The sequence below is a fragment of the Streptococcus mitis genome (genome assembly GCF_047463435.1).
Lineage (GTDB): Bacteria > Bacillota > Bacilli > Lactobacillales > Streptococcaceae > Streptococcus > Streptococcus mitis_DS.
In genome coordinates this window covers 11,953-37,397 of the sequence record NZ_JASHDW010000014.1, presented here as the reverse complement: position 1 = coordinate 37,397, position 25,445 = coordinate 11,953, and the positions used below count along the sequence as shown (strand labels likewise).

Sequence of the window (25,445 nt, the reverse complement as noted above, 5' to 3'; positions counted from 1 at the left end):
TTAAAGGGAATTGCCTTCTTTCGACACTTTTATCTCTAATAAACTTTCTCCAAAAATGAGCAGACCTTCTAAAATTTCATAGTCCTTCTTGTTTCGAACATCAAATACAACTTCCATTAATCCCTTATTCTCAGCTATGGCTGCTTTTAAGTTCGTTGCGGATAAAGCTTTAAAATAATCTTGAGCCAAAAACAGTCGTTGAGTGATTTTTTCAAATTGAACTGTAATCTTATTGTCTTTTCTTTCCACACGTTCTACAAATACCTTATCCAAATATGACTTGACTAAACCAATCTCTAAAAGATAAGCAACCACATCTGGGTATTCTCCAAAACGGTCCATCAGCTCTTCTTGTAATTCCTCATAATTGACACGATTGTCAATTTGACGAATTTTTTTATAAATTTCAATCTTATGTCGTTGATCAGAGATATAAGTGTCAGGAAGATAGGCATCAATTTGTAAAATCAATTCGGTATTTCCTTTGGTTCTTGTTTTCCCATTACCATGTCGTTTAGCAATAGCTTCCTCTAGTAACTGCGAATACAATTCAAAACCAACAGAATCAATGAAACCAGACTGAGACTTGCCTAAAAGATTTCCTGCTCCACGAATCGAAAGATCTCGCATAGCAATCTTAAATCCGGAACCCAATTCTGTAAATCCTTTGATTGCCTCTAATCTCTTTTCAGAAACTTCACTGATTGATTTTTCTGGACGATACATGAGATAGGCATAAGCAATACGATTACTACGTCCGACTCTTCCTCTTAACTGATACAAGGTTGACAAGCCCATATGGTCTGCATTTTCAATAAATAAAGTATTAGCATTTGGAATGTCCACCCCTGTCTCAATAATGGTAGTTGTCACCAAAATATCATACTGACCTTCAATGAAATCTAATAACGTATTTTCTAACTGAATCTCACTCATTTGCCCATGAACATACCCAATCGAAGCCTCTGGAATCAACTCCTGTAATTCTGAAACCTTTTGGTCAATCGTGTCAACTTTGTTGTAAAGATAGTAAACTTGACCTCCACGCTCCATTTCACGCAAGACAGCATCACGAATGACACTATCATTATTTTCCAAAACATAGGTTTGCACTGGATAACGATTAGTCGGCGGAGTTTCAATAACAGACAAATCTCTGATTCCCAACATAGACATATGGAGGGTACGAGGGATTGGCGTAGCGGTCAAGGTTAGGACATCCACTTGTTTTTTCAATTCTTTCAAGGTTTCCTTATGCTTGACACCAAATCTCTGTTCTTCATCAATAATCATCAATCCCAAATCAGCAAACTCAACATCTTTAGATAAAACTCGATGCGTTCCAATCAAAATATCAACTTGACCGTTTTTCAATTTTTCAAGTGTTTCAGTCTGTTCTTTTTTACTTCTAAAGCGACTCAACACATCAATATTAACTGCAAAATTTTGGAATCGTTCCTTAAAATTCGTATAGTGCTGTTGTGCTAAAACCGTCGTCGGAACTAGAACGACAACTTGTTTGTGATCATTGACTGCCTTAAAGGCTGCACGCATAGCAACTTCAGTCTTTCCAAAACCAACATCCCCAACTAAAAGTCGATCCATTGGCTGAGAAGCCTGCATATCGCTCTTGATTTCCTCAATACTACGAAGTTGATCATCCGTTTCAACATAAGGGAAGGCATCATCAAAAGCATGTTGATCCTCATCATCAGCTGAGAAAGCAAACCCCTTCAACTGACTACGCTCAGAATAAAGTTTGATTAAATCGTCAGCTATATCCTCTACCTGGTTCTTTACTTTTTGCTTGGCCTTTTTAAAATGACCGTCATTTAATTTATTGAGTTTTGGAGCTTTCCCATCACTTGAAACATATTTGGACAGTAGATGAATCTGTTCCACTGGGATAGAGATTTGATCCCCGTTTTGGTATTGAACACTAACATAATCACGGTGAATCCCTTTGATTTCAATTGTTTCAATCCCTAGATATTGACCAATTCCATGGATATGGTGAACAACATAATCTCCTTTTTCAAGTTCATTGTAATCTTTTAATCTCTCTGCGTTTGAAACATGTTGTCTTCGAAAACGACGTCTCAATTTCTTTTGAAAAATCTCATGTTCAGTTATCAATAAAACCTTTTCATCTACAAAATGAAAACCATGTCTGAGATTACCCTCGATTAAGTTTACAGATTCTTTACAAACACTTGACTTATCTCTAGAATCCAATTTAATCTGGTATTCCTCTAAAACATCCTCCAATGTTTTACTTCCCATTGAATTGCTAGACTGCAGAATAATGGTGTAATCCATTTTTTTGTATCGGTCAATTTCTTCCTTTAAAAAAGAAAATTGATTGAAAAATTCCTGCATGGGATATTGATTAAATTGATAAATTTGGTCAAACTTGAGATTTCCTAACCCCTTTTGCAGATTAGAGAAAAAGGTAACTGGACTCTGTTTTTTATAGATTTGCTCTGTATCTGCAAAATACTGCATTTCAGAAAATGCTCTACTGTTCTGTAATTCTTCTGTAAAGTATTGTGCTAATTCTCTTTCAAATACTTCATACTGATTCATTAATTTTTGATAATCATCAAAGAATATTGGGGTATCTTTTTCAATATAGTCAAAAACAGTCCATGTCTTGTCATAACACAAAGATAAAAATTTCCTTGAATCAGAATGAATTTGTTTTTGGTGAAAACTTGAAAAAATTTCTTCTAGGTATGATTTCAAAATAGGTGATAAGGTCTTCGAAATTTGTTTTTCTAAAGCTGACTGTCCTCGTTGATAATCCTTTTCTCTCAAAAGCATATCGCTAGCTGGAAAGATAATGAGTTCTATCTGATTTTCTTTCGATAACTGTGTTTCGACTTCAAATGATCTAATACCATCGACTTCATCACCAAAAAACTCAATTCGATAAGGTTCTAACTGGGATATTTCAAAAATATCTAAAATATCTCCTCGCAGACTAAATTCTCCTTGAGTTTGTACTTGTGTAACTTTTCGATAGCCTATCTCCTTTAACTGATGGATAAGCGCATGTTGGTCATATTCTTCACCAACTGAGATTGTTACAATACTATCTTTGAATACATTTGGAGACGATAAAAGCAATCGACTTGCTGCGATATTACAAACCAAAATCCCTTTCTTAGACGGATCAGTCAAAAAACGCAAGGCTTCAACCCGTGAAATGATTTTTTCTTGTGAAGACATCAAGAACTCGACCATGGGGGAGTCATCTACCAAAAATGGATAGACAAGTTCCTCACCCAAGATAGAGATAAGATCACTAACAAGTCCTTCTGCTTCTCCATAAGTTGACGTCAATAACACAATCTTATCTTCTTTTTCTAAACTGCTTGCAATTGCAAGAGCCTTAGTAGATGTTGATAAGCCAAGTATTAGTTGTCTTTTCTTATCTGTTAAACTTTGATGCCATTTTTTAATCTGATTATTTTCTGAGAATAAATCTAATAAGGTCACCATTTATCCGTTATACCTCTGCATTGTTTTCTCAAATTTTTTCTCTTGTAAATAATAGTTTACAGCATCGTCAACCTTGTCAATAGACTGTAAAATACCGATATAATCATCCTTGTCAAACTTACTCAAAACATGGTGAACAACTGACATACCATTTTTAGGTCTTCCGATTCCAATCTTAACACGATTAAAGACCTGAGTTCCTATATGTTGAATAATAGACTTGATACCATTATGACCACCTGCAGAGCCCTTTGATCTTAAACGAATCTTTCCAATTTCCATATCAAGATCATCGTAAATGATGAGTAAATCTTCAATATCCAAACCATAGTAAGTCAATAAAGCATGAACCGCTTTTCCACTTTCATTCATAAATGTCGTTGGTTTGACAAGATAAATTTTTTCTCCATTTAGGAAAAAGGATGCTAGGTCAGCTTGAAATATCTTATCGTGTGTAAAAGTGACATTCTGTTTTCTCGCTAATTGATCAATCAACATAAAACCAACATTGTGTTTTGTTTCAAAATATTTATCCCCTGGATTTCCCAAGCCTACAAGTAATTTGGTCATTTATTTTTCCTTTCAAAAGCCAAAAGGGTTGGAATTTTTTTCCAACCTAATTGACACCATTTATTAATTTTTTAGACATTAAAGCGGAATTCCATGATATCGCCATCTTGAACGATATATTCTTTTCCTTCTTCACGCAAGCGTCCAGCTTCTTTTACGGCCTTTTCAGATCCATATTTCACTAGATCCTCATATGACATGGTTACTGCACGAATAAATCCTTTTTCAAAGTCTGAGTGGATAATACCAGCTGCTTGTGGAGCCTTCATACCACGTTTGAAAGTCCAAGCGCGAACTTCTTTTTCACCAGCTGTGAAGTAAGTTCCCAATCCAAGCAAGTGGTAAGCTGCACGAGTCAACTTGTCAACGCCTGATTCTGTCAATCCAAGTGCTTCAAGAAACTCTTGCTTGTCCTCTTCGTCTAACTCAGAAATTTCTTCCTCAGCACGCGCAGAAATAACGACTACTTCAGCATTTTCTGTCGCTGCAAATTCACGAATTTGTTTAACATAGTCGATAGAGTCAGGTTCTGAAACCACATCCTCGTCCACATTGGCAACATAGAGCACTGGTTTAGTCGTCAAAAGGAAGAGACCTTTTACAACCTTTTGTTCCTCATCTGTAAATTCAATAGTTCGAGCTGATTTCCCATCTTCAAGGACTGGTTTAATCTTTTGAAGAACATTGAATTCTTCCACAGATTCTTTATCTTTTTGCGTACGTGCCATCTTTTCTACACGCGCATAACGCTTATTAACTGACTCTAAGTCAGCAAGAATCAATTCCAGATTAATTGTATCAATATCTGCAAGTGGATCTACAAAGGCGTCTTCACGTCCTTGCTCACGCATGACATTTTCATCATCAAAAGCACGAACTACGTGAACAATCGCATCTACTTCACGAATATTAGCCAAGAATTTATTTCCTAGCCCTTCTCCTTTTGAAGCTCCTTTTACAATCCCTGCAATATCTGTAAATTCAAATGTTGTTGGCACTGTCTTTTTAGGAGTAATCATTTCCGTTAGTTTTTGTAGGCGTTCATCTGGAACTTCCACCATTCCAACATTTGGATCAATAGTAGCAAATGGATAGTTTGCAGCCTCTGCTCCTGCTTTTGTAATTGCATTAAATAGTGTTGATTTACCAACGTTTGGCAAACCAACGATACCTGCTGTTAAAGCCATATTTTCTCATTCTCCGTTTTCATTTCAATCCCTAATATTATAACACAAAAAGGGAAAACTTGCTAACCCTCTAACTAAGGGGTCTCAGTCAATAATTTTATTCATTTTTCGATCAAAATCATAGCGACTCATCATGACAAGGTGGTCACAATTGCTACATTTTATTTTGATATCTGCTCCTACACGCGTAATTTCCCAACGATTGGCTTTTTTACCTGTTGACTTGATTATACAAGCGTGTGGTTTTTTCATTTCAACAAAATTTCCAACTTGATACATACTACTCTCCTTTTCTTTTTCGATTATATCATAAAAGAGGCGAGCTAAGCTCAACCTCTTTCACTTAATTTGTACGGACTGGTGTAATGAGCTGCATGAAGTCCTCGTCAGTATCTGCTGGCACAAGAGTAAATGGACGAACAGCTGAGATAAAGCTAATGGTCACTTTTTCGCTATTTAAAGCTTTAAGAGAATCAATCAAGTAAGTTGGGTTGAAACTAATGGTCAAATCTTCACCAGTAACCTGGTCAGTATCGATTTCTTCGTTTACTTTACCAACTTCTGGAGAGTGAACATGGGCACTAACAACCCCACCTTTAATTTCAAGCTTCACAGTACCATTTTGAGTCGCACTTGATAAAAGGCGAGCACGCTCCATTGACTGACGCAAGTTTACCACATCAAAAGTAATTGTAGTGTTAAAGTCTGTTGGAATCAAACGATCTGTATCAGGATAGTTTCCTTCTAACAGACGTGTGTAGAAGCTAATATTTTCACTTCTAAAGAGGATTTGGTTGTTGGCAAAGAAAATCTCTACAGTTTCAATATCATCTGTAAATACCGCTGAAAATTCGCGTAAAGAACGGCTAGGAATCACGACATCAAAATCATCACTATTTTTTTCAAGAGTCAATTTTTTCTGGCTTAGACGATGAGAGTCTGTTGCAACTGTTTTTAACTCTTTGTGTTGGCTCAATACAAAATGAACACCTGTTAAAATTGGACGACTTTCTTGTGTACTTGCCGCAAAAGCTGTTTCATTGATAATTTTCTTGAGTAATTTTGTTTCAAGAACCAAAGGAGTGCTTGCTGAAATTTCTTGGATTCGTGGATATTGCTCGCTATCTTTTCCTTTTAGGGTAATTTCTGATTTTCCACTGGTTAAAACAATTTGATTTTGTTCAATTTCTTTAAAATCAAGAGTCACATCAGGTAGACTAGATACCACATTGATGAAGAAAGAAGCTTCAAGAAGGATCGAACCTAAAGAAGTAATTAACAAACCAGCATCTTCATTTTTTTGAGAAATAAAATTTTCAATTGAAATTTGACCATTTGAGCCAATTAAAGTAACACCTTCATTAGTTACGTCAATTTTGACAGTTGATAAAATAGGGATGGCATTTTTAGAGCCAATAGCTCTTTTAGTTGTATTTAAGGCTTGTAGAAATAAATTTTTATTAATTGAAAAATGAATCATGGATTCTCCTTTATTTATTTTTAGTATTAGAAGGATAATAGTAATAATAGAGTCTGTGAAATCTGTGGAAAACAGACTTAAAGTAAGTCATATCAAGATTTTTGGCTTGTTTAAAAAATGTGGATAAAAAAGATAAAAAAGCGAAAATTATCCACAAGTTATTTTATTTTCTTTTTGATTGATTCAATTTCTAAACGTAAATTATCGTCTTCGTCAATCAAAGATTTAATTTTTGCATGGGCGTGAATGACTGTTGTATGATCTTTTCCACCAAATTCCTTCCCAATTTTTGGAAGACTATTATCTGTTAGTTCTCTAGATAAATACATGGCTACTTGACGGGCCAAAACAATATTTTGAAGGCGTCTGCTTCCCTTCATTTCTTTGACACTAACACCATAGAAGTTCCCTACTTCATTTTGGATTTTATCAATTGGGATGACGAGCATTTGGTTAACATCTTGTTTACGTGCTCTAATAGCCTCTGCGGCGATATCGATAGTGATATCCTTAATCTTCTTCACTCTGGCAATTAAAGTGATGTCGTTAATTGCTCCTTCAAGTTCTCGAACGTTTGAATCAAATTGGCCAGCTAGGTATTCTAGGGTATCACTTTGGAAATTGTAGTCCAAATGTTCTGTTTTGCTTTGTAAAATGGCAATACGTGTCTCAAAGTCAGGTGGTGTGATGTTTTGCGTCAAGCCCCAGCTAAAGCGCGTGACAAGTCTTTCTTCAAGGCCCTCTAAGTGTTTAGGACTACGATCACTAGTCAGAACAATTTGTTTTTGATTGCTATGAAGAACGTTGAAAGTATTGAAGAATTCTTCTTGAGTTGCAACTTTTTTTCCACTCAGCGATTGGATATCATCAATTAAGAGGAGATCAAGACTACGATAAGTTTTTTTGAACTTTTCCATTTCACCAAGTCTTAGGTGTTCAAGAAAATCGTTAATAAAGCTTTCAGCAGGGATGTATTTAACACGCGCATCAGGAATATTTTTCAAAATTTCATTGCCAATCGCATTGAGCAAATGAGTCTTCCCAAGTCCAGGTCCTCCATAGATAAAAAGAGGATTATAGGTTAAGGCCAAATCTTCAGAGACAGCCAAGGCGGCTGATACAGCCCAAACATTTCCATCACCTTGAATAAAATTATCAAAGGTATACTTCTCTTTTAACCCAGTATCCGAATAAGGAATAGATGCTAACTTTGGACTATAGTCATAAAGAGTTGAATTTGTAGCTTCTTCAACTTGTGAGATAGTCGTATTTTGAGGTTTAGTGAAAATATAGTGGGGAGTTATTTCAGCATCATAAATTTCAAATCCAGCAACTACAATGATATCTTTTAGTTGTTTTTCCCAGACCATTTCCATCTCAGATCGTGGTAAAAATATAGTGGCAACATTTTCCTCTACCTTGATGAGTTCAGCTTGAATAGCATAGAAATCATACATGGATCGAGTCAGTCTTTCTTGAGCAAATTCTAATATACGATTCCAAAATTGTTTTTCTTTCAATCCTTTCTCCTCCTTTACTATTTAAAAGTTTAATGCTAGACTTATTTTACCATAGATAGTAAGAATTTTCCACAAGCTGTGAAAAATAATCCACAATGTTATCAAGCTTTATCCACAGGTTGGGGATAAAATCAGAAATTATTGATTTATTAAGCTTTTTACTGAAAAAAATAGTGGATAACCTTGTGAGGTAAAAAAATAAAAGAACAGCCTTATTTCAGGCTGTTGATAATTCTACTGTATTCTTCTTGATTTGAAAAAGAAATAATGATTTTTCCACTGTCCTTTTTAGACAGTTTGATTTCTACATCTAGTCCGAGTAGTTTTTTTAACTGTTCTTCTTCATTTTGTATGAAATGATCAGTTTTTTGCAGTTTCTTTTGTTTTTTATCTGTCAGAAGAGCTTCTAACTTTCTTACAGAAATGTCTTCCTCAATAATTCGTTGAAAGAAATAGTCTTGTTGTTCCCTATTTAACCCAACTAGCGAACGCGCATGGGCTTGTGATAGTTTGCCATTTTCTACTTCTGAGATAATCTGTTCTGGTAAGGAAAGCAAACGAATCGAGTTACTGATATAAGGACGAGACTTCCCCATTTTATCTGCAATTTCAGCATGGGTAAATCCTTTCTCTACGAGAGATTCATAGGCGCGTGCTTCTTCTATTGGATTCAAATTTTCTCTCTGTAAATTTTCAATGATGGATTGGACCATCATCTCTTGGTCTGAAAGTTGTTTAACAACAGCTGGGATAGACCTTAGACCAGCTAAAAGTGAAGCCCGATAGCGTCTCTCTCCTGCAAGGATTTCATAACCAATAACAGGAGATTGACGAACAATAATAGGTTGAATGACCCCATTTTCTTTGATAGACTGTGCTAGTTCATGTAGTTTTTCTCTATCAAATTCTTTTCGAGGTTGATAGGGATTTTTTTGTATATCCGTGATAGAAATCATTTCAAATTTTTCCATGATTCTACACTAACACATCTTTTCTCTTATGTAAAGTTTTCTTTACATAGATGTCAATTAAGATTCTAAATCACCTGAACTCTTGTCAAGTTTAATAGATGTAGTTTCTTCTTTACCGTTACGATAGTAAGTTATCTTAATGGTGTCTCCGATAGAATGATTGTAAAGAGCACTTTGTAAGTCTGTTGATGAAGCAATATCTTTGTCATCTACTTTTGTAATAACGTCGTATTTTTCAAGGTGACCATTGGCAGGCATATTACTTTGTACAGAACGAACAACTACACCAGATGTTACACTGCTTGGAATATTAAGTCTTCTAATATCACTTGTATTAATATTTGAGAGATTGACCATTTGGATGCCCAAAGCTGGACGCGTCACTTTTCCGTTCTTTTCCAACTGTTCAATAATATTGATAGCGTCATTTGCAGGAATTGCGAAACCAAGACCTTCTACAGAGGTTCCTCCATTTGTAGCAATTTTACTTGAGGTAATTCCGATAACCTGTCCTTGAATATTGATTAGTGGGCCACCAGAGTTACCTGGGTTAATAGCAGTATCAGTTTGGATGGCTTTTGTAGAAATAGCTTGTCCATCCTCAGATTTTAAGGACACATTTCGATTGAGACTAGATACAATACCCTGAGTAACAGTATTTGCATATTCAGAACCCAATGGGCTACCAATAGCAATAGCAGTTTCTCCTACGGTTAACTTACTAGAATCACCAAATTCAGCTACTGTAGTCACTTTTTCTGAAGAGATTTTGACGACAGCAATATCAGAGAAAGTATCTGCTCCGACGATTTCTCCAGGTACTTTAGTCCCATCTGACAAGCGAATATCTACTTTGCTGGCGCCATTTATAACGTGATTGTTAGTAACAATGTAAGCTTCTTTGTCATTCTTTTTATAAATAACCCCAGATCCTTCACTAGAGATTTGTTGAGAATCTGTGTCAGTATCATCATTGCCAAATACGCTATTTTGTCTGTTGGCCGAATAAGTGATAACAGAAACAACAGCATCTTTTACTTTGTTAACAGCCTGTGTTGTTGAATTTTCGTTTTTATAGGCAGTCTGTGTGATAGTGCTATTGTTGTTGGAGTTACTTACACCACTTTTTTGAGTGAGTTGAGTTATTGAAAAACTACCCAAGGCTCCACTAAAAAAGCTAATGACGATAACGACTAATAATTGAAACCATTTTTTGTAAAATGTTTTTAGATGTTTCATATTTGCCTCCATATGTTTGAAATTACTGAAAGTATAAACTGACTAGCTTAATTATAACTTAAAAACAAAAGTTTTTCACAGATTGTGGATAACTTTCAAAAATCTGTGGTTTTCTCGGCTAAAATTAACCTTTTATTTTGTGAATAAGATGTGAAAAAATAGAGAATATGTTAGAATAGAATCATGAAAATTAAAGTTGTAACAGTTGGGAAACTGAAAGAAAAGTATTTAAAAGATGGTATCGCAGAGTATTCAAAACGAATTTCTCGATTTGCTAAGCTTGAAATGATAGAGCTAGCAGATGAAAAAACACCAGATAAGGCCAGTGAATCAGAAAATCAAAAGATTTTAGAAATAGAAGGTCAGAGAATTTTATCAAAAGTTGGTGACCGTGATTTTGTTATTGTGTTAGCCATTGAAGGGAAAACTTTCTCCTCAGAAGAATTTAGTAAACATTTAGAAGAAGCTTCTATAAAAGGATTTTCTACTCTTACTTTTATTATTGGAGGGAGTCTGGGATTAGCACGGGATGTAAAAAAGAGAGCCAATCTCTCTGTTAGTTTTGGTCGTTTAACCTTGCCCCATCAGTTAATGAGACTAGTCCTTGTTGAACAAATCTATCGGGCTTTTACAATTCAGCAGGGATCACCCTATCATAAATAGAAAATTGACTTTTAATTGAATTTTTGGTAGAATAATTGTGTTAGGTCTCATAGCTCAGCTGGATAGAGCATTCGCCTTCTAAGCGAACGGTCGCAGGTTCGAATCCTGCTGGGATCAATATAGTAGCAAAGCTGGGAATTTTCCCGGCTTTTTTCTTAAAAAAGTACACTTTGGGAGAAAAAAATGACAGTTGAGAGAATTTTATCTAAAACGAAATTTCATTTTGTATAATGGTTTTTGTAAGTTAGCTTACAAGAAAAAAACATTGAGGAGATTTTATTATGAAAAACACAGTTAAATTGGAACAGTTTGTAGCCTTGAAGGAAAAAGACTTGCAAAAAATTCAAGGTGGGGAGATGAGGAGAATAGATAAAATGTTCATTAATTTTCTTAAAAGAAGATAAGGGAGTGTCAGAATGAATTTTTTCTTAGTAGTAGATTTTATATTATATTTTTTTATTATTAGTCACAGTTACAGTTTAATTTGCAAAGGTAAAATAAAAACAAAGGAACTATACGTTTTTGGTGCTTATACATTACTAGTAGAAATAGTACTTAGCCTTCCCTTTTATCTTCTACATTTAGATGAATTAGGGATTGTAACATTTTTATTTCCTTTGATGCTATATTCCTATTTTAAATGGATTAAACAGTATGAGAGGGATAGAGGACTATTCCTAAGTTTACTACTATCTCTTTTATATGAGAGCACTCATACCTTTCTGTCTGTAACTTTTTCCTCTATAACAGGAGACAATTTTGTTTTACAATATTATGACCTATTCTTTTTAGTTGTAACGGTGTTGACTTATGTCGTTATCGTAACAATCATTCGTTATTTCCATTTAGAACTAAACTATTTTGATAAGGACTATCTCTATCCTTTCTTGAAAAAAGTATTTTTTGCCTTACTACTGCTCCATATTGTATCTTTCGTTTCAGATATGGTAAGTACGATTAAACATTTGAATAGTTTTGGAAGTATTTTATCATCTATTGTCTTTATTTCTCTCCTTTTGACCTTCTTTGCAATGAATTCGCATAAAGAACAAATGGAAAAAGAGATTGCTTTAAAGCAGAAGAAATTTGAACAGAAACATTTACAGAATTACACAGATGAAATTGTCGGTCTGTATAATGAAATCCGTGGTTTTCGACATGACTATGCTGGAATGCTTGTCAGCATGCAGATGGCAATTGACAGTGGTGATTTACAGGAAATTGACAGAGTTTACAATGAAGTTTTGGTCAAAGCCAATCATAAACTGCGTTCAGATAAGTATACTTACTTTGATTTGAACAACATAGAAGATTCAGCTTTACGAAGTTTGGTTGCTCAGTCCATTGTCTATGCTCGAAATAATGGTGTAGAGTTTACACTGGAAGTAAAAGATACGATTACCAAGCTCCCAATTGAACTATTGGATTTGGTTCGTATCATGAGCGTTTTATTGAACAATGCTGTTGAAGGTTCAGCTGATAGCTATAAAAAGCAGATGGAAGTAGCAGTTATTAAGATGGAAACTGAAACAGTGATTGTGATTCAGAATTCATGCAAAATGACGATGACTCCTTCAGGAGATCTATTTGCTTTAGGATTCTCAACTAAGGGAAGAAATCGCGGAGTAGGATTAAATAATGTGAAAGAACTACTAGATAAGTACAACAATATTATTTTAGAAACAGAGATGGAAGGCAGTACATTTAGACAAATTATTAGATTTAAGAGGGAATTTGAATGAAAGTTTTAATTTTAGAAGATGTTATTGAACATCAAGTGAGACTAGAGAGAATATTGGATGAAATTTCGAAAGAATCGAATATTCCAATATCATACAAGACAACGGGAAAAGTTCGTGAGTTCAAGGAATATATTGAAAATGATGAAGTAAATCAACTTTATTTCCTAGATATTGATATTCATGGGATTGAGAAAAAGGGATTTGAAGTGGCTCAACTCATTCGTCATTACAATCCTTACGCTATTATCGTCTTTATCACCAGTCGATCAGAGTTTGCGACTCTGACCTATAAATACCAGGTATCAGCCCTAGATTTTGTTGATAAGGATATCAACGATGAGATGTTTAAGAAGCGAATTGAGCAAAATATCTTCTACACGAAGAGTATGTTACTTGAAAATGAAGATGTTGTAGATTATTTTGACTACAATTATAAGGGCAATGATTTAAAAATTCCTTACCATGATATTTTGTATATTGAAACGACAGGTGTCTCTCATAAATTGCGCATTATTGGTAAGAATTTTGCCAAAGAGTTCTATGGAACAATGACAGATATTCAGGAAAAGGATAAACATACCCAACGATTTTATTCTCCTCATAAGTCATTTTTGGTAAATATAGGCAATATCAGAGAAATTGACCGAAAGAATCTAGAAGTTGTTTTCTATGAAGACCATCGTTGTCCTATTTCAAGGTTAAAAATTAGAAAATTGAAAGATATTCTAGAGAAAAAATCTAAAAAGTGATTGACAATTAGTAAGAAATTGATATAATGGTTATATCTGCTACAGATAGAAGGTCCGTTGGTCAAGGGGTTAAGACACCGCCTTTTCACGGCGGTAACACGGGTTCGAATCCCGTACGGACTATTTTATCCGCCATAGCTCAGTTGGTAGTAGCGCATGACTGTTAATCATGATGTCGTAGGTTCGAGTCCTACTGGCGGAGTATAGATAAAAGGGAACACAACTGTGTTCCTCTTTTTGTATCAATTTGTATCACCAAGCATCTTCATAAGGAAGTCTGTTATTTCTTGAGGACTTTCTTTTTTTCCGTGTGCAATCCAAGTTTGACAGACACCAAAAAGTGCATGAGTTAAATAGATGCTACTATATTCTAATTCAGTGGTATTTAGATTCAGTTGCATAAATCGCTTTTGTAAATCTGTACTGAGCATGATATGAAGTTTATTTCGTAAGAAATTTTGGATTTCTTTCGTCCCATTTTCAGAAAGAAGAGCAGCCAGAAGTGGTTCTGATTCTAGATATTCAAAGACTTCTAGAATAGCGTCTCTTTTGCGCTGAGCATGTTTTTGAAAAATATATTCAAATGTATGAAATAGCTTGCTTTGATAATGCTCAATCATATCATACTTATCCTTATAGTGAGTATAGAAGCTGGAACGACTAATTCCGGCTTTTTCTGCTAACTTGACAGTAGAAATTTGATCAAATGGTTGTTCTATCAGTAGTTGTACCATAGCATTTTCAATAGTTTTCTTTGTTTTTAAGCGTTTGTTACTTTCTTGCATATTTCCTCCTTGTAAACAAATTAGACTATATGTCTAAAAATGGATTTTTTATCTTGTAATTTAGATTTTTTATTGTATAATCTATTATATCAAAATTTTAGACAATATGTTTAAAAAAGGAGAAACTATGTTTAAAGAATGGAAAGCAATTTTTAAAAAACCAACCTTTATTATTGTCATGATAGGGATTTCTCTTATTCCCGCTCTGTACAATATCATATTTTTGTCATCAATGTGGGATCCATATGGTCAAGTGTCTGACTTACCTGTGGCAGTTGTCAATAATGATAAAGATGCCTCTTATAATGGTAATAGCATGTCTATAGGAAAAGACATGGTGTCTAATTTAGAGCAAAATAAATCATTGGATTTTCATTTTGTAGATGAAGAAGAAGGTAAGAAGGGTCTAGAAAACGGTGATTATTATATGGTAGTCACTTTGCCAAGTGACTTGTCTGAAAAAGCAGCTTCTATTTTAACGGATCACCCTGAGCAAATGCAAATCGATTATCAGACTTCAAGTGGCCATAGTTTTATTGCCAGCAAGATGAGCGATTCTGCTATGACACAATTAAAGCAGAGTGTTTCTACCAATGTAACCGAGACTTATACTAAAGCTTTCTTTAACAAGATGGTCGATTTAAAGGATGGTATGAGTCAAGCAGTGTCTGGTAGTGAAAAACTAACTGATGGAGCGAATCAGTTAGTGGCAGGAAGTCAAACATTAACTACTAACCTACACTCTTTAGCAGATTCAAGTTTAACATTTTCAAATGGAACGGAGCAGTTTACTAAAGGATTATCCTCTTATGTCTCTGGTGTTGAACAACTTCATCTTGGATTAGGAAATTTTAATAGTGGTTTAGTTACATATACTGGTGCAGTGAGTCAATTAGATAGCGGATTAGGTCAATTATCTTCTAAAAGTCCTGAATTAGTAGGAGGAATCAATCAACTATATACTGGTGTAGAGTCCTATACTGGCGGTGTTTCTCAGCTCAATGCTGGTCTTAATCAATTTTCATCTGGTGTTAGTGCCTACACCAATGGAGTGGGAAGTCTTGCAACAGGTGCTAATCAGTTATCTAATCAATCAGCTACACTTCGAATGGGTGTGGAGCAATTAAGTGAAGGGATTCAACAACTTTCTAGCAAGTTAGAGGCTTCGTCTGAGCAAAAAAATCAAATTAATCAATTATCTTCTGGTCTGAATCAGTTAAATCAAGCTATTCAAAATATTGATGTTGGAGATACAAAACAATTAGATTCTGTTTTATCAAGTATAGTATTTCTTTCTAATCAAATGTTAGCAAGTGCTCAGTCTGATAAAGCGACTACATTAGCCAATATTCAATCGACAGCAGCTTATCAATCATTGACAAGTGAGCAACAAGCTGAGATAAGCGCTTCTGTATCTCAAAATTCGACTGATAGTATTCAATCGGATCAGTCAATTATAGCTTTAGTACAAGGTTTACAGGGAAGTTTGGAAAACTTACAAAATAAATCTTCAAATCTTTCGACATTAAAAAATCAAGCTAATCAAGTATTACTTATTGCTTCTACTTCTTTGACAGGATTGTCAAGTGGATTAACAGAGATACAGGGAACATTGACGAGTAAATTAGTTCCTGCTAGTCAGTCGATTACATCGGGGGTAAATGCATATACTGCAGGTGTTGATAAAATTTCTCAAGGCGCAAGTCAACTAAGTGAAAAGAATGCCACCTTGACAAGTAGTTTGGATCAACTAGTTTCAGGCTTAAACACCTTGACACAAAAATCTTCTAGCTTGACAGCAGGAGTTGGTCAATTAGCTGAAAAAACTCCAGAATTAGTATCTGGTATTGAAAAATTATCAACTGGCTCCAACCAATTGAATCAAAAGAGTCAAGAATTAATGGCAGGAGTTGATAAATTACAATCAGGATCTAGCCAACTAGCTGACAAATCCAGTCAGTTAATTTCAGGTACTTCTCAATTAGAAAGTGGAGCTAATAAATTGGCAGATGGAGCTGGGAAACTAGCAGAAGGTGGAACAAAGTTAACTTCTGGATTGGAAGGTTTACAGACAGGAGTTGCTTCTTTGGGACAAGGATTAAGTAATGCTAGTGATCAACTCAAATCAGCATCTACGGAATCTCAAAATGCAGAGATTTTGTCAAATCCACTCAATCTTTCAAAAACAGACAATGATCAAGTTCCTGTAAATGGAATTGCAATGGCTCCTTATATGATATCAGTTGCTCTTTTTGTTGCAGCAATATCAACGAATATGATCTTTGCGAAGTTGCCTTCAGGACGTCATCCAGAGAGTCGTTGGGCTTGGTTGAAATCTCGAGCAGAAATAAATGGTATTATAGCTGTTTTGGCAGGAATTTTGGTATATGGAGGAGTTCATCTTATTGGTTTAACTGCAAATTATGAGATGAGAACATTTATTCTCATTATCCTAACAAGTTTAGTATTCATGTCCATGGTGACCGCTTTAACAACATGGAATAGCCGTATAGGAGCTTTCTTTTCTCTTATTTTGCTTTTATTACAGTTAGCATCAAGTGCAGGTACTTATCCACTTGCCTTGACAAATGATTTCTTTAGAGCTATTAATCCCTGGTTACCAATGAGTTATTCAGTTTCGGGATTACGACAAACAATTTCTATGACAGGAAATATTCATCATCAAGTCATTTTCCTTGCCGTTATATTAGTACTATTTATTTGTTTAGGTATACTAGCCTATCAACCTAAGAAAATGGAAGAAGATTAAAAAAATCGACCGCTTAACTGGTCGATTTTTTAAGTCTTAGATGCTTTTCGTTTGTGATTATAAATTCCAAATAGTAAAAGAGAAGTAAAGGAACAGATTGTTCCAATAACAAAACCATTGGGAATAAAGGAAAGTGTAATAGTTCCTTTTCCCTTAGGAACGTCAACTTTCATAAAGCCAGTTTGAGCTTGATTAATTTTTATTTTCTTACCATCTTGGTAGGCAGACCAGCCTTTGTCATAAGGAATGGTGAAGAAAATGGACGTATCTTGTTTAACATCATATGTGGCAAAGACCTTGTTTTTAGAAGTTGATACTGTGACAGGTTGTTCTTTAATTTTTTGAATTGCCTCAGTTAAAGTTTGGGTATCTAAACGATAGAAAGTAGGAGATTCAAATGATACTTGTGAATTTCCAGGGAAACTAACATTGATATTGAAAGTTTTTTTCTCTTTTGTATAGCCTAGATTAAAGAAGGAGAAGACATTATCAGTTGTAAAAGTTTTCTTTTCTCCATTTACAAGAATGTCAACCTTTTTTTGTTTGTCATTAGAAAAGTGAAGGTTTGTGAAAGAAAGATAAACTTGGCTGTTTTCTGGCACTTCAATTTGATACTGGATTGCTGCATTCTCATTTGAAGAACTTGTGACACTAATCAAATCATTAGTATTTTCTGTTTTGTCATAAGGGATTGGAGAAAAATAATCAAAATCGACGTTAGCAAGTTGATTTAAAAACGAGGCTTGATTATCCAAAGTGTGTTCATTGAACTTGACATCATTGTAAACAGATTGACTAGCAAATGCAATCGGAAGAGAGAATTGATTTTCATATAGGGTAAGATTATCTTTTTGATAGATATCTTTAAAACCATACTTATCAATAGTACTGTCTGAGATATTGTACTGGATACCAAATAAACTATCAGCCAAGATACTATTATTTGCATAGCGGAGATTGAGATTAGTCCCAGAGGATTTAAACCCAAGTTTATCCAAAGTAGAGCTTGCTGAACGATTTCGAACAGATGAAAATTGAGATATTCCATTGTAGTTGAATTTCATACTGTCATTTCCTGTCTGAGTTTGTAGTTTTTCAGTACGAGTAAATTGATTTCCAATATATGTTGAGAAAGATTCCATAGCTGGGATATCTCGATTATATGCACTTCGAGAAGCAAAACCCCATTCTTTAGCAATTCCGTTCATTTGAGATGAAGCATTTAAACTTATTTCAACCATTATAAATAAAGAGATTAGAATGGCAAATAGATTTACAGAGATAAACTTTTTGATAACTACAAGGAGTAAAAGAGAATAGACAACCAAAAATTCAAGAGTAAGCAGAATATTCAAATCTGTTAAAAAAGAATAATGTGATTTTAGATAGATGGTAGCTAAAAATCCTGTTACTATAAGAAAAAGCGAAACTAAAAAATTCCAGATTTTAATTTCTTTCAGACGATTTAAGACTTCCGCTGCTGTGTAAATTAACAAGGTAGAGAAAATCCAAGCATAGCGATGTAAAAACATGTTTGGAGTATGCATGCCTTGCCAAAATAAATCAAGAGCTTCTATATAAAAGCTGGCAATTAGAAATGCAAAGAAAATTGCATAGATAAGTTTCACGTGAAACTTAATGGATGTCAGTGTAAAAAATAAGATAGTCAAAATAAAGGGAAGTAGTCCTACAAAAATCATTGGAATAGCCCCATACTTTGTTGTGTCAAAGGAACCAATGAATTGCTTAGTAAAGAGATCAAGGTACCAGCTATTTTCAGTTTGAAACTTTGTAACTTCAGTCAATTTTTCCCCGTGTGTATGTAAATCAAACAGAGTGGGAAGAGTCAGAATCAAACTAGCCATACCAGCTAAAAAGGAGGTAATAACAAAATCAAGAAAAGATGATTTTCGGGTTTTAAAGTCCCACGAAATTTGACAGAGATACCAGAAAATAAGAAACAATGCTGTCATATAGCCAAAATAATAATTTTGAATAAACAAAATTGACAGACTTGTAAAGTACAATAGGAATTTCTTTTCAGTGATAAGTAGCTGTAAACCAGTTATAATTAAAGGAATCAAGATAAAAACATCTAGCCAGGTTTTTATCTCTAATTGACTGACAGTGAAACTCATCAGAGCATAGGAAGTAGATAAAGCTAGTTTTAAAGGCTTAGGCATCGATTGAAATAATTTATTTAAACTAAAGTAAGTTGACAAACTAATCAATCCAAATTTTAAGAGAGTTGTCAGATAGACAGCATCTGGCATATTCGTTAGATCAAAAAAGTAAACTAGAGGTGAAAGGAAACTTCCCAAGTAATAACTAGATAGGGCATAGAAATTTAATCCGAGGCCACTTGTAAAGGTGTAAAACAGACTACCATTTTCATGTAGGATATTTCTTAGAGCTATATCAAAAATAACGTATTGATGAAAGCCATCTCCTAATAGAGGGGAGTTGGCGCTATTCCAGTAGATACCTTGAGATAGATATACTCCTATCATAATGATTATGGGAATGATGAAAGAAACAAAATAGGTCCAATATGTTTTAAAAAATAATTTCATGTTACCTCATAAAATGTTAGAAAACTCAGCTGGTTAACCCAACTGAGTTTTGAAGTTTTATTTAGTCTTTCCAAAGTTCTTTAACTTTTGCTTGTACTTCTGAATTTTCTAGGAATTCATCATAGGTTTCATCGATACGGTCAATGACACCATTTTTAGACAAGACAATGATATGGTTAGCTAGAGTTTGAATAAATTCGTGGTCATGGCTGGCAAAGATGATTGATTCTTTAAAGTTTTTCAATCCATCATTCAAGCTTGAGATAGATTCCAAGTCCAAGTGATTGGTTGGATCATCAAGTACAAGGACATTTGATTTTAAAAGCATGAGTTTTGAAAGCATGACACGAACTTTTTCTCCTCCTGATAAGACGTTTACAGGTTTGTTAACCTCATCTCCAGAGAAGAGCATACGGCCTAGGAAACCACGTAGGAAAGTATTGTCATCTTCTTCTTTACTTGCGAATTGACGCAACCAGTCAAGGATTGACTCTCCTCCTGCAAAATCTGCCGAGTTATCTTTTGGCAAGTAAGAACGGCTAGTAGTTACTCCCCACTTGACAGTTCCTTCATAGTCAATGTCCCCCATGATTGCACGAATTAATGCAGTCGTTTGGATGTCATTTTGACCAATAAGAGCTGTCTTATCACCTGGACGCAAGATAAAACTGATATTATCTAAAATAGTCTCACCATCAATCTTTACAGTTAGATTTTCTACTGTCAGGAGATCATTACCAATCTCACGCTCTGCTTTAAAGTTGATAAATGGATATTTACGACTAGATGGCACAATCTCTTCTAGCTCAATCTTATCAAGCATTTTCTTACGTGAGGTTGCTTGTCTTGATTTAGAAGCATTGGCAGAGAAACGAGCAACGAATTCTTGCAATTGCTTAATTTTTTCTTCTGCTTTAGCATTACGGTCTGCTAGCAATTTAGCAGCGAGTTCAGAAGATTCCTTCCAGAAGTCGTAGTTTCCGACATAGAGTTTGATTTTTCCGAAGTCAAGGTCGGCCATGTGAGTACATACTTTGTTTAAGAAGTGACGGTCGTGGGATACTACGATAACAGTGTTATCAAAGTCAATCAAGAAGTCTTCTAACCAAGTAATCGATTGGATGTCTAAACCGTTGGTAGGCTCGTCCAAGAGAAGAACATCTGGTTTACCAAAAAGTGCTTTGGCGAGGAGAACCTTTACTTTCTCACCGTTAGCCAATTCACTCATATTTTGATAGTGCAATTCTTCTGGGATATTTAGGTTTTGAAGAAGTTGAGAGGCTTCACTTTCTGCTTCCCAGCCTCCAAGTTCGGCAAACTCTCCTTCGAGTTCGGCAGCACGCACTCCATCCTCATCTGAGAAATCTTCTTTCATGTAGATAGCATCTTTCTCCTTCATGATACTATAAAGTTTTTCATTTCCCATGATAACGACATCAATGGCACGTTCGTCTTCATAGTCAAAGTGATTTTGACGAAGAACAGAGAGACGTTCATCTGGACCAAGAGAGATGTGACCAGTAGTAGGTTCGATATCACCCGCTAAAATTTTTAAGAATGTTGACTTTCCGGCACCATTAGCACCGATTAATCCGTAAGTATTTCCTTCTGTAAATTTGATATTGACATCATCAAAAAGTTTGCGATCACTAAAACGTAGTGAAACATCAGATACTGTAAGCAATGTTTTTCTCCTATATGTGTAATATATTTATTCTACTAGAAAATACGGAAATATTCAAATTTTTATCTGTCAATTTTGTGTAAATTATATTTACAGCATACTTTACACAAATCCGTAAATAGCAAGGTTGATTTATTTTAATAAATTGCAGTTATTTCATTAAAAAAATGCTATAATTGAAGGGACCATATCAAAGGAGAATAAAATGACTAAACCCATTATTTTAACAGGAGACCGTCCAACAGGAAAATTGCATATTGGACATTATGTTGGAAGTCTCAAAAATCGAGTATTATTACAGGAAGAGGATAAGTATGATATGTTTGTGTTCTTGGCTGACCAACAAGCCTTGACAGATCATGCCAAAGATCCTCAAACCATTGTAGAGTCTATCGGAAATGTGGCTTTGGATTATCTTGCAGTTGGATTGGATCCAAGTAAGTCAACTATCTTTATTCAAAGCCAAATTCCAGAATTAGCTGAGTTGTCTATGTATTATATGAATTTGGTGTCATTAGCACGTTTGGAGCGTAATCCAACTGTCAAGACAGAAATTGCTCAGAAAGGATTTGGAGAAAGCATTCCGACAGGATTCTTGGTCTATCCAATAGCTCAAGCAGCTGACATCACAGCCTTTAAGGCCAATTATGTTCCTGTTGGGACAGATCAGAAACCAATGATTGAGCAAACTCGTGAAATTGTTCGTTCTTTTAACAATGCATATAACTGTGATGTCTTGGTAGAACCGGAAGGTATTTATCCAGAAAATGAGAGAGCAGGGCGTTTGCCTGGTTTAGATGGGAATGCTAAAATGTCTAAATCACTCAATAACGGTATTTATTTAGCTGATGATGCGGATACTTTGCGTAAAAAAGTAATGAGTATGTATACAGACCCAGATCATATCCGCGTTGAGGATCCAGGTAAAATTGAAGGAAATATGGTTTTCCATTATCTAGATGTTTTTGGTCGCCCAGAAGATGCTCAAGAAATTGCTGAAATGAAAGAACATTATCAACGAGGTGGTCTTGGTGATGTGAAGACCAAGCGTTATCTACTTGAAATATTAGAACGTGAACTTGGTCCTATTCGTGAGCGCCGTATCGAATTTGCTAAGGATATGGGAGAAGTTTATAATATGCTTCAAAAAGGTAGTGAAAGAGCTCGTGAAGTTGCAGGTCAAACCCTATCTGAGGTTAAAGGGGCAATGGGACTTCATTACTTTAACTAAGTTTATTTTACAAGAAACTATCATTTCTATCTCGAAGAAAAGATAGTTTTTTATTTACCCCTGTAACATTTGACAAATTTTTATAGAATGGTATGATAGATACAATATAAAAAGAGTCAAGCTCAAAAAGAAAGAAAAGAGGAAACTTCGAATGTCTAATTGGGACACTAAATTTTTGAAAAAAGGTTTTACCTTTGATGATGTATTGCTTATTCCAGCTGAAAGTCATGTGTTGCCTAACGATGCAGATTTAACAACTAAATTGGCAGATAATTTGACTTTAAATATCCCAATTATTACCGCTGCCATGGACACAGTTACAGAGAGTCAAATGGCCATTGCTATTGCTCGTGCAGGCGGTCTCGGAGTTATCCATAAAAACATGTCAATTGCTCAACAAGCAGATGAAGTTCGAAAGGTAAAACGTTCTGAAAATGGAGTTATTATTGATCCGTTCTTCTTGACTCCTGAACATACAATTGCTGAAGCAGATGAGCTTATGGGTCGTTACCGCATCAGTGGTGTTCCAGTTGTTGAAACACTTGAAAATCGTAAATTGGTTGGTATTTTGACAAACCGAGATCTTCGTTTTATTTCAGATTATAACCAACCAATTTCAAACCATATGACTAGTGAAAATCTTGTGACTGCTCCTGTGGGTACTGATCTTGCAACAGCTGAGAGCATTCTTCAAGAACACCGTATTGAAAAACTTCCTTTGGTAGATGAAGAAGGTCGTCTTTCTGGTTTGATTACTATCAAAGATATTGAAAAAGTTATTGAGTTTCCAAATGCTGCTAAAGATGAGTTTGGTCGTCTTCTAGTTGCAGGTGCAGTAGGTGTTACCTCAGATACATTTGAGCGTGCAGAGGCTCTTTTTGAGGCAGGCGCGGATGCGATTGTTATTGACACTGCGCATGGTCATTCTGCAGGTGTCTTGCGTAAAATTGCTGAGATTCGTGCTCATTTCCCAGATCGTACTTTGATTGCTGGAAATATTGCTACTGCTGAGGGAGCGCGCGCACTTTACGAAGCAGGTGTAGACGTTGTCAAGGTTGGTATTGGACCAGGTTCTATCTGTACTACTCGTGTAATTGCAGGTGTTGGTGTTCCGCAAGTAACAGCTATCTATGATGCTGCAGCCGTTGCGCGTGAATATGGGAAAACGATCATTGCTGACGGTGGAATCAAGTATTCTGGAGATATTGTAAAAGCCCTTGCTGCTGGTGGGAATGCAGTTATGCTTGGATCAATGTTTGCTGGAACTGATGAAGCTCCAGGTGAAACTGAAATCTTCCAAGGACGCAAGTTCAAGACTTACCGTGGTATGGGATCAATTGCAGCAATGAAGAAAGGTTCAAGCGATCGTTACTTCCAAGGTTCTGTCAATGAAGCAAACAAACTTGTTCCAGAAGGAATTGAAGGTCGTGTTGCTTATAAAGGAGCGGCAGCTGATATTGTCTTCCAAATGATTGGCGGTATCCGATCTGGTATGGGTTACTGTGGTGCAGCTAATCTTAAAGAACTACATGACAATGCTCAATTTATCGAAATGTCAGGTGCTGGTTTGAAAGAAAGCCATCCTCATGATGTACAAATTACTAATGAGGCACCAAATTATTCTATGTAAAAGAAATGAAAAGAACTCCTGCGAAAGCAGGAGTTCTTTTACAATGTTGTCAAGTTTTATTTACAACAACTTGACCATCTTGAATAGTAAAAATACTTAGATTTTCTGGTAGATTTTGAAGATGATCTAAGCTTGTTGTTGTAATAAAGGTTTGGATTGACTGAGAAATCGTTTCTAATAATTTTAACTGTCTAGTGTTGTCAAGCTCGCTCATAACATCGTCAAGTAATAATATCGGAGATTCTGTAGTAATACTTTCCATTAACTCGATTTCTGCTAATTTTATAGAAAGGACGAGACTACGATGTTGACCTTGACTTCCAAAGCTAGCATCCATCCCATTTATATAAAAAGAAATGTCATCTCGATGAGGACCAACACCAGTATTCTTTTTAAATAAATCTCTGGATCTACTTTTTTCTAAAGCAATTTTGAAAGATTCAGATAAGTTTTCTTTGTCAGTTATCTTGACAGAAGATTGATAGGATATTGACAAGTCTTCAATCTGATTAGAGAGTTCAAAATGTTTCTTACGTCCAAATGACTCTAGTTTTTTTATGAAATCTAAGCGGTGATTCATTACACGACATCCATAATCAACTAGCTGATCATCCAATACTGAAAGGAAGGTTTCATCTATTTTTTGAGCTGATTTTAGATAAGTGTTTCTTTGTTTTAGGATGTGATTATAATTAGTTAAGTCAGATAAATAGATTGGCTTAATTTGTCCAAGTTCCATATCAATGAATTTCCGTCGAACCGAAGGTGCTCCTTTAATTAGTTGTAAATCTTCAGGAGCAAATAAGACAACATTCATGTGTCCTACATAATCTGAAAGGCGCGCTTGTTTTAAATGATTAACTTTTGTCACACGGCCTTTTTGTGTTAGTTCGATTTCTAGAGGAATGGATCCAGTTTTTTTCTGAACGAGACCTGAAAGATGAAGTTGTTCCTCATCAAAATGAATGAGATTTTTATCTGTTCGAGTTCGATGACTACGCGTTAAGGCTAAAAAATAGATAGCCTCTAGCATATTTGTTTTTCCTTGTGCATTTCGTCCTAAAAAGACATTCAATTTAGGATTAAAGTCTATTTTCGTCTCTTTGTAGTTACGAAAAGTCTTGAGAGATAGGTTTTGTAGCCACAT

At 35.2% G+C, this 25,445-nt stretch carries 19 protein-coding genes and 3 tRNA genes; 10 read left to right on the top strand and 12 right to left on the bottom strand.

Going from position 1 to position 25,445, the window contains the following annotated elements; genetic code table 11:
* The 8 genes from mfd to htrA all read right to left on the bottom strand — a co-directional run bounded on the left by mfd (position 1) and on the right by htrA (position 10,471).
* Positions 1-3,504, bottom strand: coding sequence for a transcription-repair coupling factor (gene mfd / locus QM843_RS08760; RefSeq protein ID WP_414304778.1), 3,504 nt, complete (start codon positions 3,502-3,504; stop codon positions 1-3).
* A complete protein-coding gene (gene pth, locus QM843_RS08755; protein ID WP_414304779.1) occupies positions 3,505-4,074 on the bottom strand; it encodes an aminoacyl-tRNA hydrolase in 570 nt (189 codons plus the stop codon).
* Positions 4,075-4,145: 71 nt separating this feature from the next.
* Positions 4,146-5,261, bottom strand: coding sequence for a redox-regulated ATPase YchF (gene ychF, locus QM843_RS08750; RefSeq protein ID WP_084950572.1), 1,116 nt, complete (start codon positions 5,259-5,261; stop codon positions 4,146-4,148).
* 84 nt (positions 5,262-5,345) lie between these two features.
* A complete protein-coding gene (locus QM843_RS08745) occupies positions 5,346-5,540 on the bottom strand; it encodes a DUF951 domain-containing protein (RefSeq protein WP_049501880.1) in 195 nt (64 codons plus the stop codon).
* A 64-nt stretch (positions 5,541-5,604) separates the two neighbouring features.
* Complete coding sequence (dnaN, locus tag QM843_RS08740; protein ID WP_049501879.1) at positions 5,605-6,741, bottom strand: DNA polymerase III subunit beta; 1,137 nt, start codon at positions 6,739-6,741, stop codon at positions 5,605-5,607.
* Positions 6,742-6,899: 158 nt separating this feature from the next.
* The gene (dnaA, locus tag QM843_RS08735; protein WP_049501878.1) at positions 6,900-8,261 is read right to left on the bottom strand and encodes a chromosomal replication initiator protein DnaA; all 1,362 of its coding nucleotides are present in this window, start codon (positions 8,259-8,261) and stop codon (positions 6,900-6,902) included.
* A 212-nt stretch (positions 8,262-8,473) separates the two neighbouring features.
* Complete coding sequence (locus tag QM843_RS08730; RefSeq protein ID WP_203212918.1) at positions 8,474-9,232, bottom strand: ParB/RepB/Spo0J family partition protein; 759 nt, start codon at positions 9,230-9,232, stop codon at positions 8,474-8,476.
* A 57-nt stretch (positions 9,233-9,289) separates the two neighbouring features.
* Positions 9,290-10,471, bottom strand: coding sequence for a serine protease HtrA (gene htrA / locus QM843_RS08725; protein WP_203212917.1), 1,182 nt, complete (start codon positions 10,469-10,471; stop codon positions 9,290-9,292).
* A gap of 183 nt (positions 10,472-10,654) precedes the next feature.
* On the opposite strand from htrA, the gene rlmH reads away from it, so the two are divergent.
* The 7 genes from rlmH (at position 10,655) to QM843_RS08690 (ending at position 13,827) form a co-directional block, all read left to right on the top strand.
* Positions 10,655-11,134, top strand: coding sequence for a 23S rRNA (pseudouridine(1915)-N(3))-methyltransferase RlmH (gene rlmH / locus QM843_RS08720; RefSeq protein ID WP_120770759.1), 480 nt, complete (start codon positions 10,655-10,657; stop codon positions 11,132-11,134).
* Between the two features lie 43 nt (positions 11,135-11,177).
* Positions 11,178-11,251, top strand: a tRNA-Arg gene (locus QM843_RS08715).
* Positions 11,252-11,415: 164 nt separating this feature from the next.
* Positions 11,416-11,538, top strand: coding sequence for a competence-stimulating peptide ComC (comC, locus tag QM843_RS08710; protein WP_033684573.1), 123 nt, complete (start codon positions 11,416-11,418; stop codon positions 11,536-11,538).
* A 12-nt stretch (positions 11,539-11,550) separates the two neighbouring features.
* A complete protein-coding gene (comD, locus tag QM843_RS08705; RefSeq protein WP_261012702.1) occupies positions 11,551-12,876 on the top strand; it encodes a competence system sensor histidine kinase ComD in 1,326 nt (441 codons plus the stop codon).
* Positions 12,873-13,625 (top strand): competence system response regulator transcription factor ComE, encoded by a 753-nt coding sequence (comE, locus tag QM843_RS08700; protein ID WP_049546431.1) that lies wholly within the window; start codon positions 12,873-12,875, stop codon positions 13,623-13,625. The genes comD and comE overlap by 4 nt, the downstream gene beginning before the upstream one ends.
* Positions 13,626-13,676: 51 nt before the next feature.
* A tRNA-Glu gene (locus tag QM843_RS08695) sits at positions 13,677-13,748 on the top strand.
* Positions 13,749-13,753: 5 nt separating this feature from the next.
* Positions 13,754-13,827, top strand: a tRNA-Asn gene (locus QM843_RS08690).
* A gap of 40 nt (positions 13,828-13,867) precedes the next feature.
* On the opposite strand, the gene QM843_RS08685 is transcribed toward QM843_RS08690, so the two are convergent.
* Positions 13,868-14,410, bottom strand: a complete 543-nt coding sequence (locus QM843_RS08685) for a TetR/AcrR family transcriptional regulator (RefSeq protein ID WP_414304780.1) — start codon at positions 14,408-14,410, stop codon at positions 13,868-13,870.
* Between the two features lie 127 nt (positions 14,411-14,537).
* Here QM843_RS08685 and QM843_RS08680 point away from each other — a divergent pair, with 127 nt between their 5' ends.
* The gene (locus tag QM843_RS08680) at positions 14,538-17,180 is read left to right on the top strand and encodes a YhgE/Pip family protein (protein ID WP_414304781.1); all 2,643 of its coding nucleotides are present in this window, start codon (positions 14,538-14,540) and stop codon (positions 17,178-17,180) included.
* A 29-nt stretch (positions 17,181-17,209) separates the two neighbouring features.
* On the opposite strand, the gene QM843_RS08675 is transcribed toward QM843_RS08680, so the two are convergent.
* Both QM843_RS08675 and QM843_RS08670 read right to left on the bottom strand, forming a co-directional pair.
* Positions 17,210-19,753, bottom strand: coding sequence for a YfhO family protein (locus tag QM843_RS08675; RefSeq protein WP_414304782.1), 2,544 nt, complete (start codon positions 19,751-19,753; stop codon positions 17,210-17,212).
* Between the two features lie 61 nt (positions 19,754-19,814).
* Positions 19,815-21,437, bottom strand: coding sequence for an ATP-binding cassette domain-containing protein (locus QM843_RS08670; RefSeq protein ID WP_314415604.1), 1,623 nt, complete (start codon positions 21,435-21,437; stop codon positions 19,815-19,817).
* Between the two features lie 205 nt (positions 21,438-21,642).
* Between QM843_RS08670 and trpS the strand changes: the two genes are divergently transcribed.
* Together trpS and guaB are read left to right on the top strand one after the other, a co-directional pair.
* Positions 21,643-22,668 carry a tryptophan--tRNA ligase gene (gene trpS / locus QM843_RS08665; protein WP_000165458.1) on the top strand — a complete coding sequence of 342 codons (1,026 nt, stop codon included), beginning with the start codon at positions 21,643-21,645 and terminating at the stop codon, positions 22,666-22,668.
* 151 nt (positions 22,669-22,819) lie between these two features.
* Positions 22,820-24,298 (top strand): IMP dehydrogenase, encoded by a 1,479-nt coding sequence (gene guaB, locus QM843_RS08660; protein WP_000073418.1) that lies wholly within the window; start codon positions 22,820-22,822, stop codon positions 24,296-24,298.
* Positions 24,299-24,347: 49 nt separating this feature from the next.
* On the opposite strand, the gene recF is transcribed toward guaB, so the two are convergent.
* Entirely contained in the window at positions 24,348-25,445 is a 1,098-nt protein-coding gene (recF, locus tag QM843_RS08655; RefSeq protein ID WP_049551187.1) for a DNA replication/repair protein RecF, read from the bottom strand.

Bases quoted from the DNA above. Each gene is read 5' to 3' on its own strand.
- QM843_RS08730 (WP_203212918.1), bottom strand. From the start codon at position 9,232: ATGGAAAAATTTGAAATGATTTCTATCACGGATATACAAAAAAATCCC.
- guaB (WP_000073418.1), top strand. From the start codon at position 22,820: ATGTCTAATTGGGACACTAAATTTTTGAAAAAAGGTTTTACCTTTGAT.
- QM843_RS08745 (WP_049501880.1), bottom strand. From the start codon at position 5,540: ATGTATCAAGTTGGAAATTTTGTTGAAATGAAAAAACCACACGCTTGT.
- htrA (WP_203212917.1), bottom strand. From the start codon at position 10,471: ATGAAACATCTAAAAACATTTTACAAAAAATGGTTTCAATTATTAGTC.
- recF (WP_049551187.1), bottom strand. From the start codon at position 25,445: ATGTGGCTACAAAACCTATCTCTCAAGACTTTTCGTAACTACAAAGAG.
- mfd (WP_414304778.1), bottom strand. From the start codon at position 3,504: ATGGTGACCTTATTAGATTTATTCTCAGAAAATAATCAGATTAAAAAA.
- comC (WP_033684573.1), top strand. From the start codon at position 11,416: ATGAAAAACACAGTTAAATTGGAACAGTTTGTAGCCTTGAAGGAAAAA.
- pth (WP_414304779.1), bottom strand. From the start codon at position 4,074: ATGACCAAATTACTTGTAGGCTTGGGAAATCCAGGGGATAAATATTTT.
- rlmH (WP_120770759.1), top strand. From the start codon at position 10,655: ATGAAAATTAAAGTTGTAACAGTTGGGAAACTGAAAGAAAAGTATTTA.
- QM843_RS08685 (WP_414304780.1), bottom strand. From the start codon at position 14,410: ATGCAAGAAAGTAACAAACGCTTAAAAACAAAGAAAACTATTGAAAAT.
- comD (WP_261012702.1), top strand. From the start codon at position 11,551: ATGAATTTTTTCTTAGTAGTAGATTTTATATTATATTTTTTTATTATT.
- dnaN (WP_049501879.1), bottom strand. From the start codon at position 6,741: ATGATTCATTTTTCAATTAATAAAAATTTATTTCTACAAGCCTTAAAT.
- ychF (WP_084950572.1), bottom strand. From the start codon at position 5,261: ATGGCTTTAACAGCAGGTATCGTTGGTTTGCCAAACGTTGGTAAATCA.
- QM843_RS08680 (WP_414304781.1), top strand. From the start codon at position 14,538: ATGTTTAAAGAATGGAAAGCAATTTTTAAAAAACCAACCTTTATTATT.
- trpS (WP_000165458.1), top strand. From the start codon at position 21,643: ATGACTAAACCCATTATTTTAACAGGAGACCGTCCAACAGGAAAATTG.
- comE (WP_049546431.1), top strand. From the start codon at position 12,873: ATGAAAGTTTTAATTTTAGAAGATGTTATTGAACATCAAGTGAGACTA.
- QM843_RS08675 (WP_414304782.1), bottom strand. From the start codon at position 19,753: ATGAAATTATTTTTTAAAACATATTGGACCTATTTTGTTTCTTTCATC.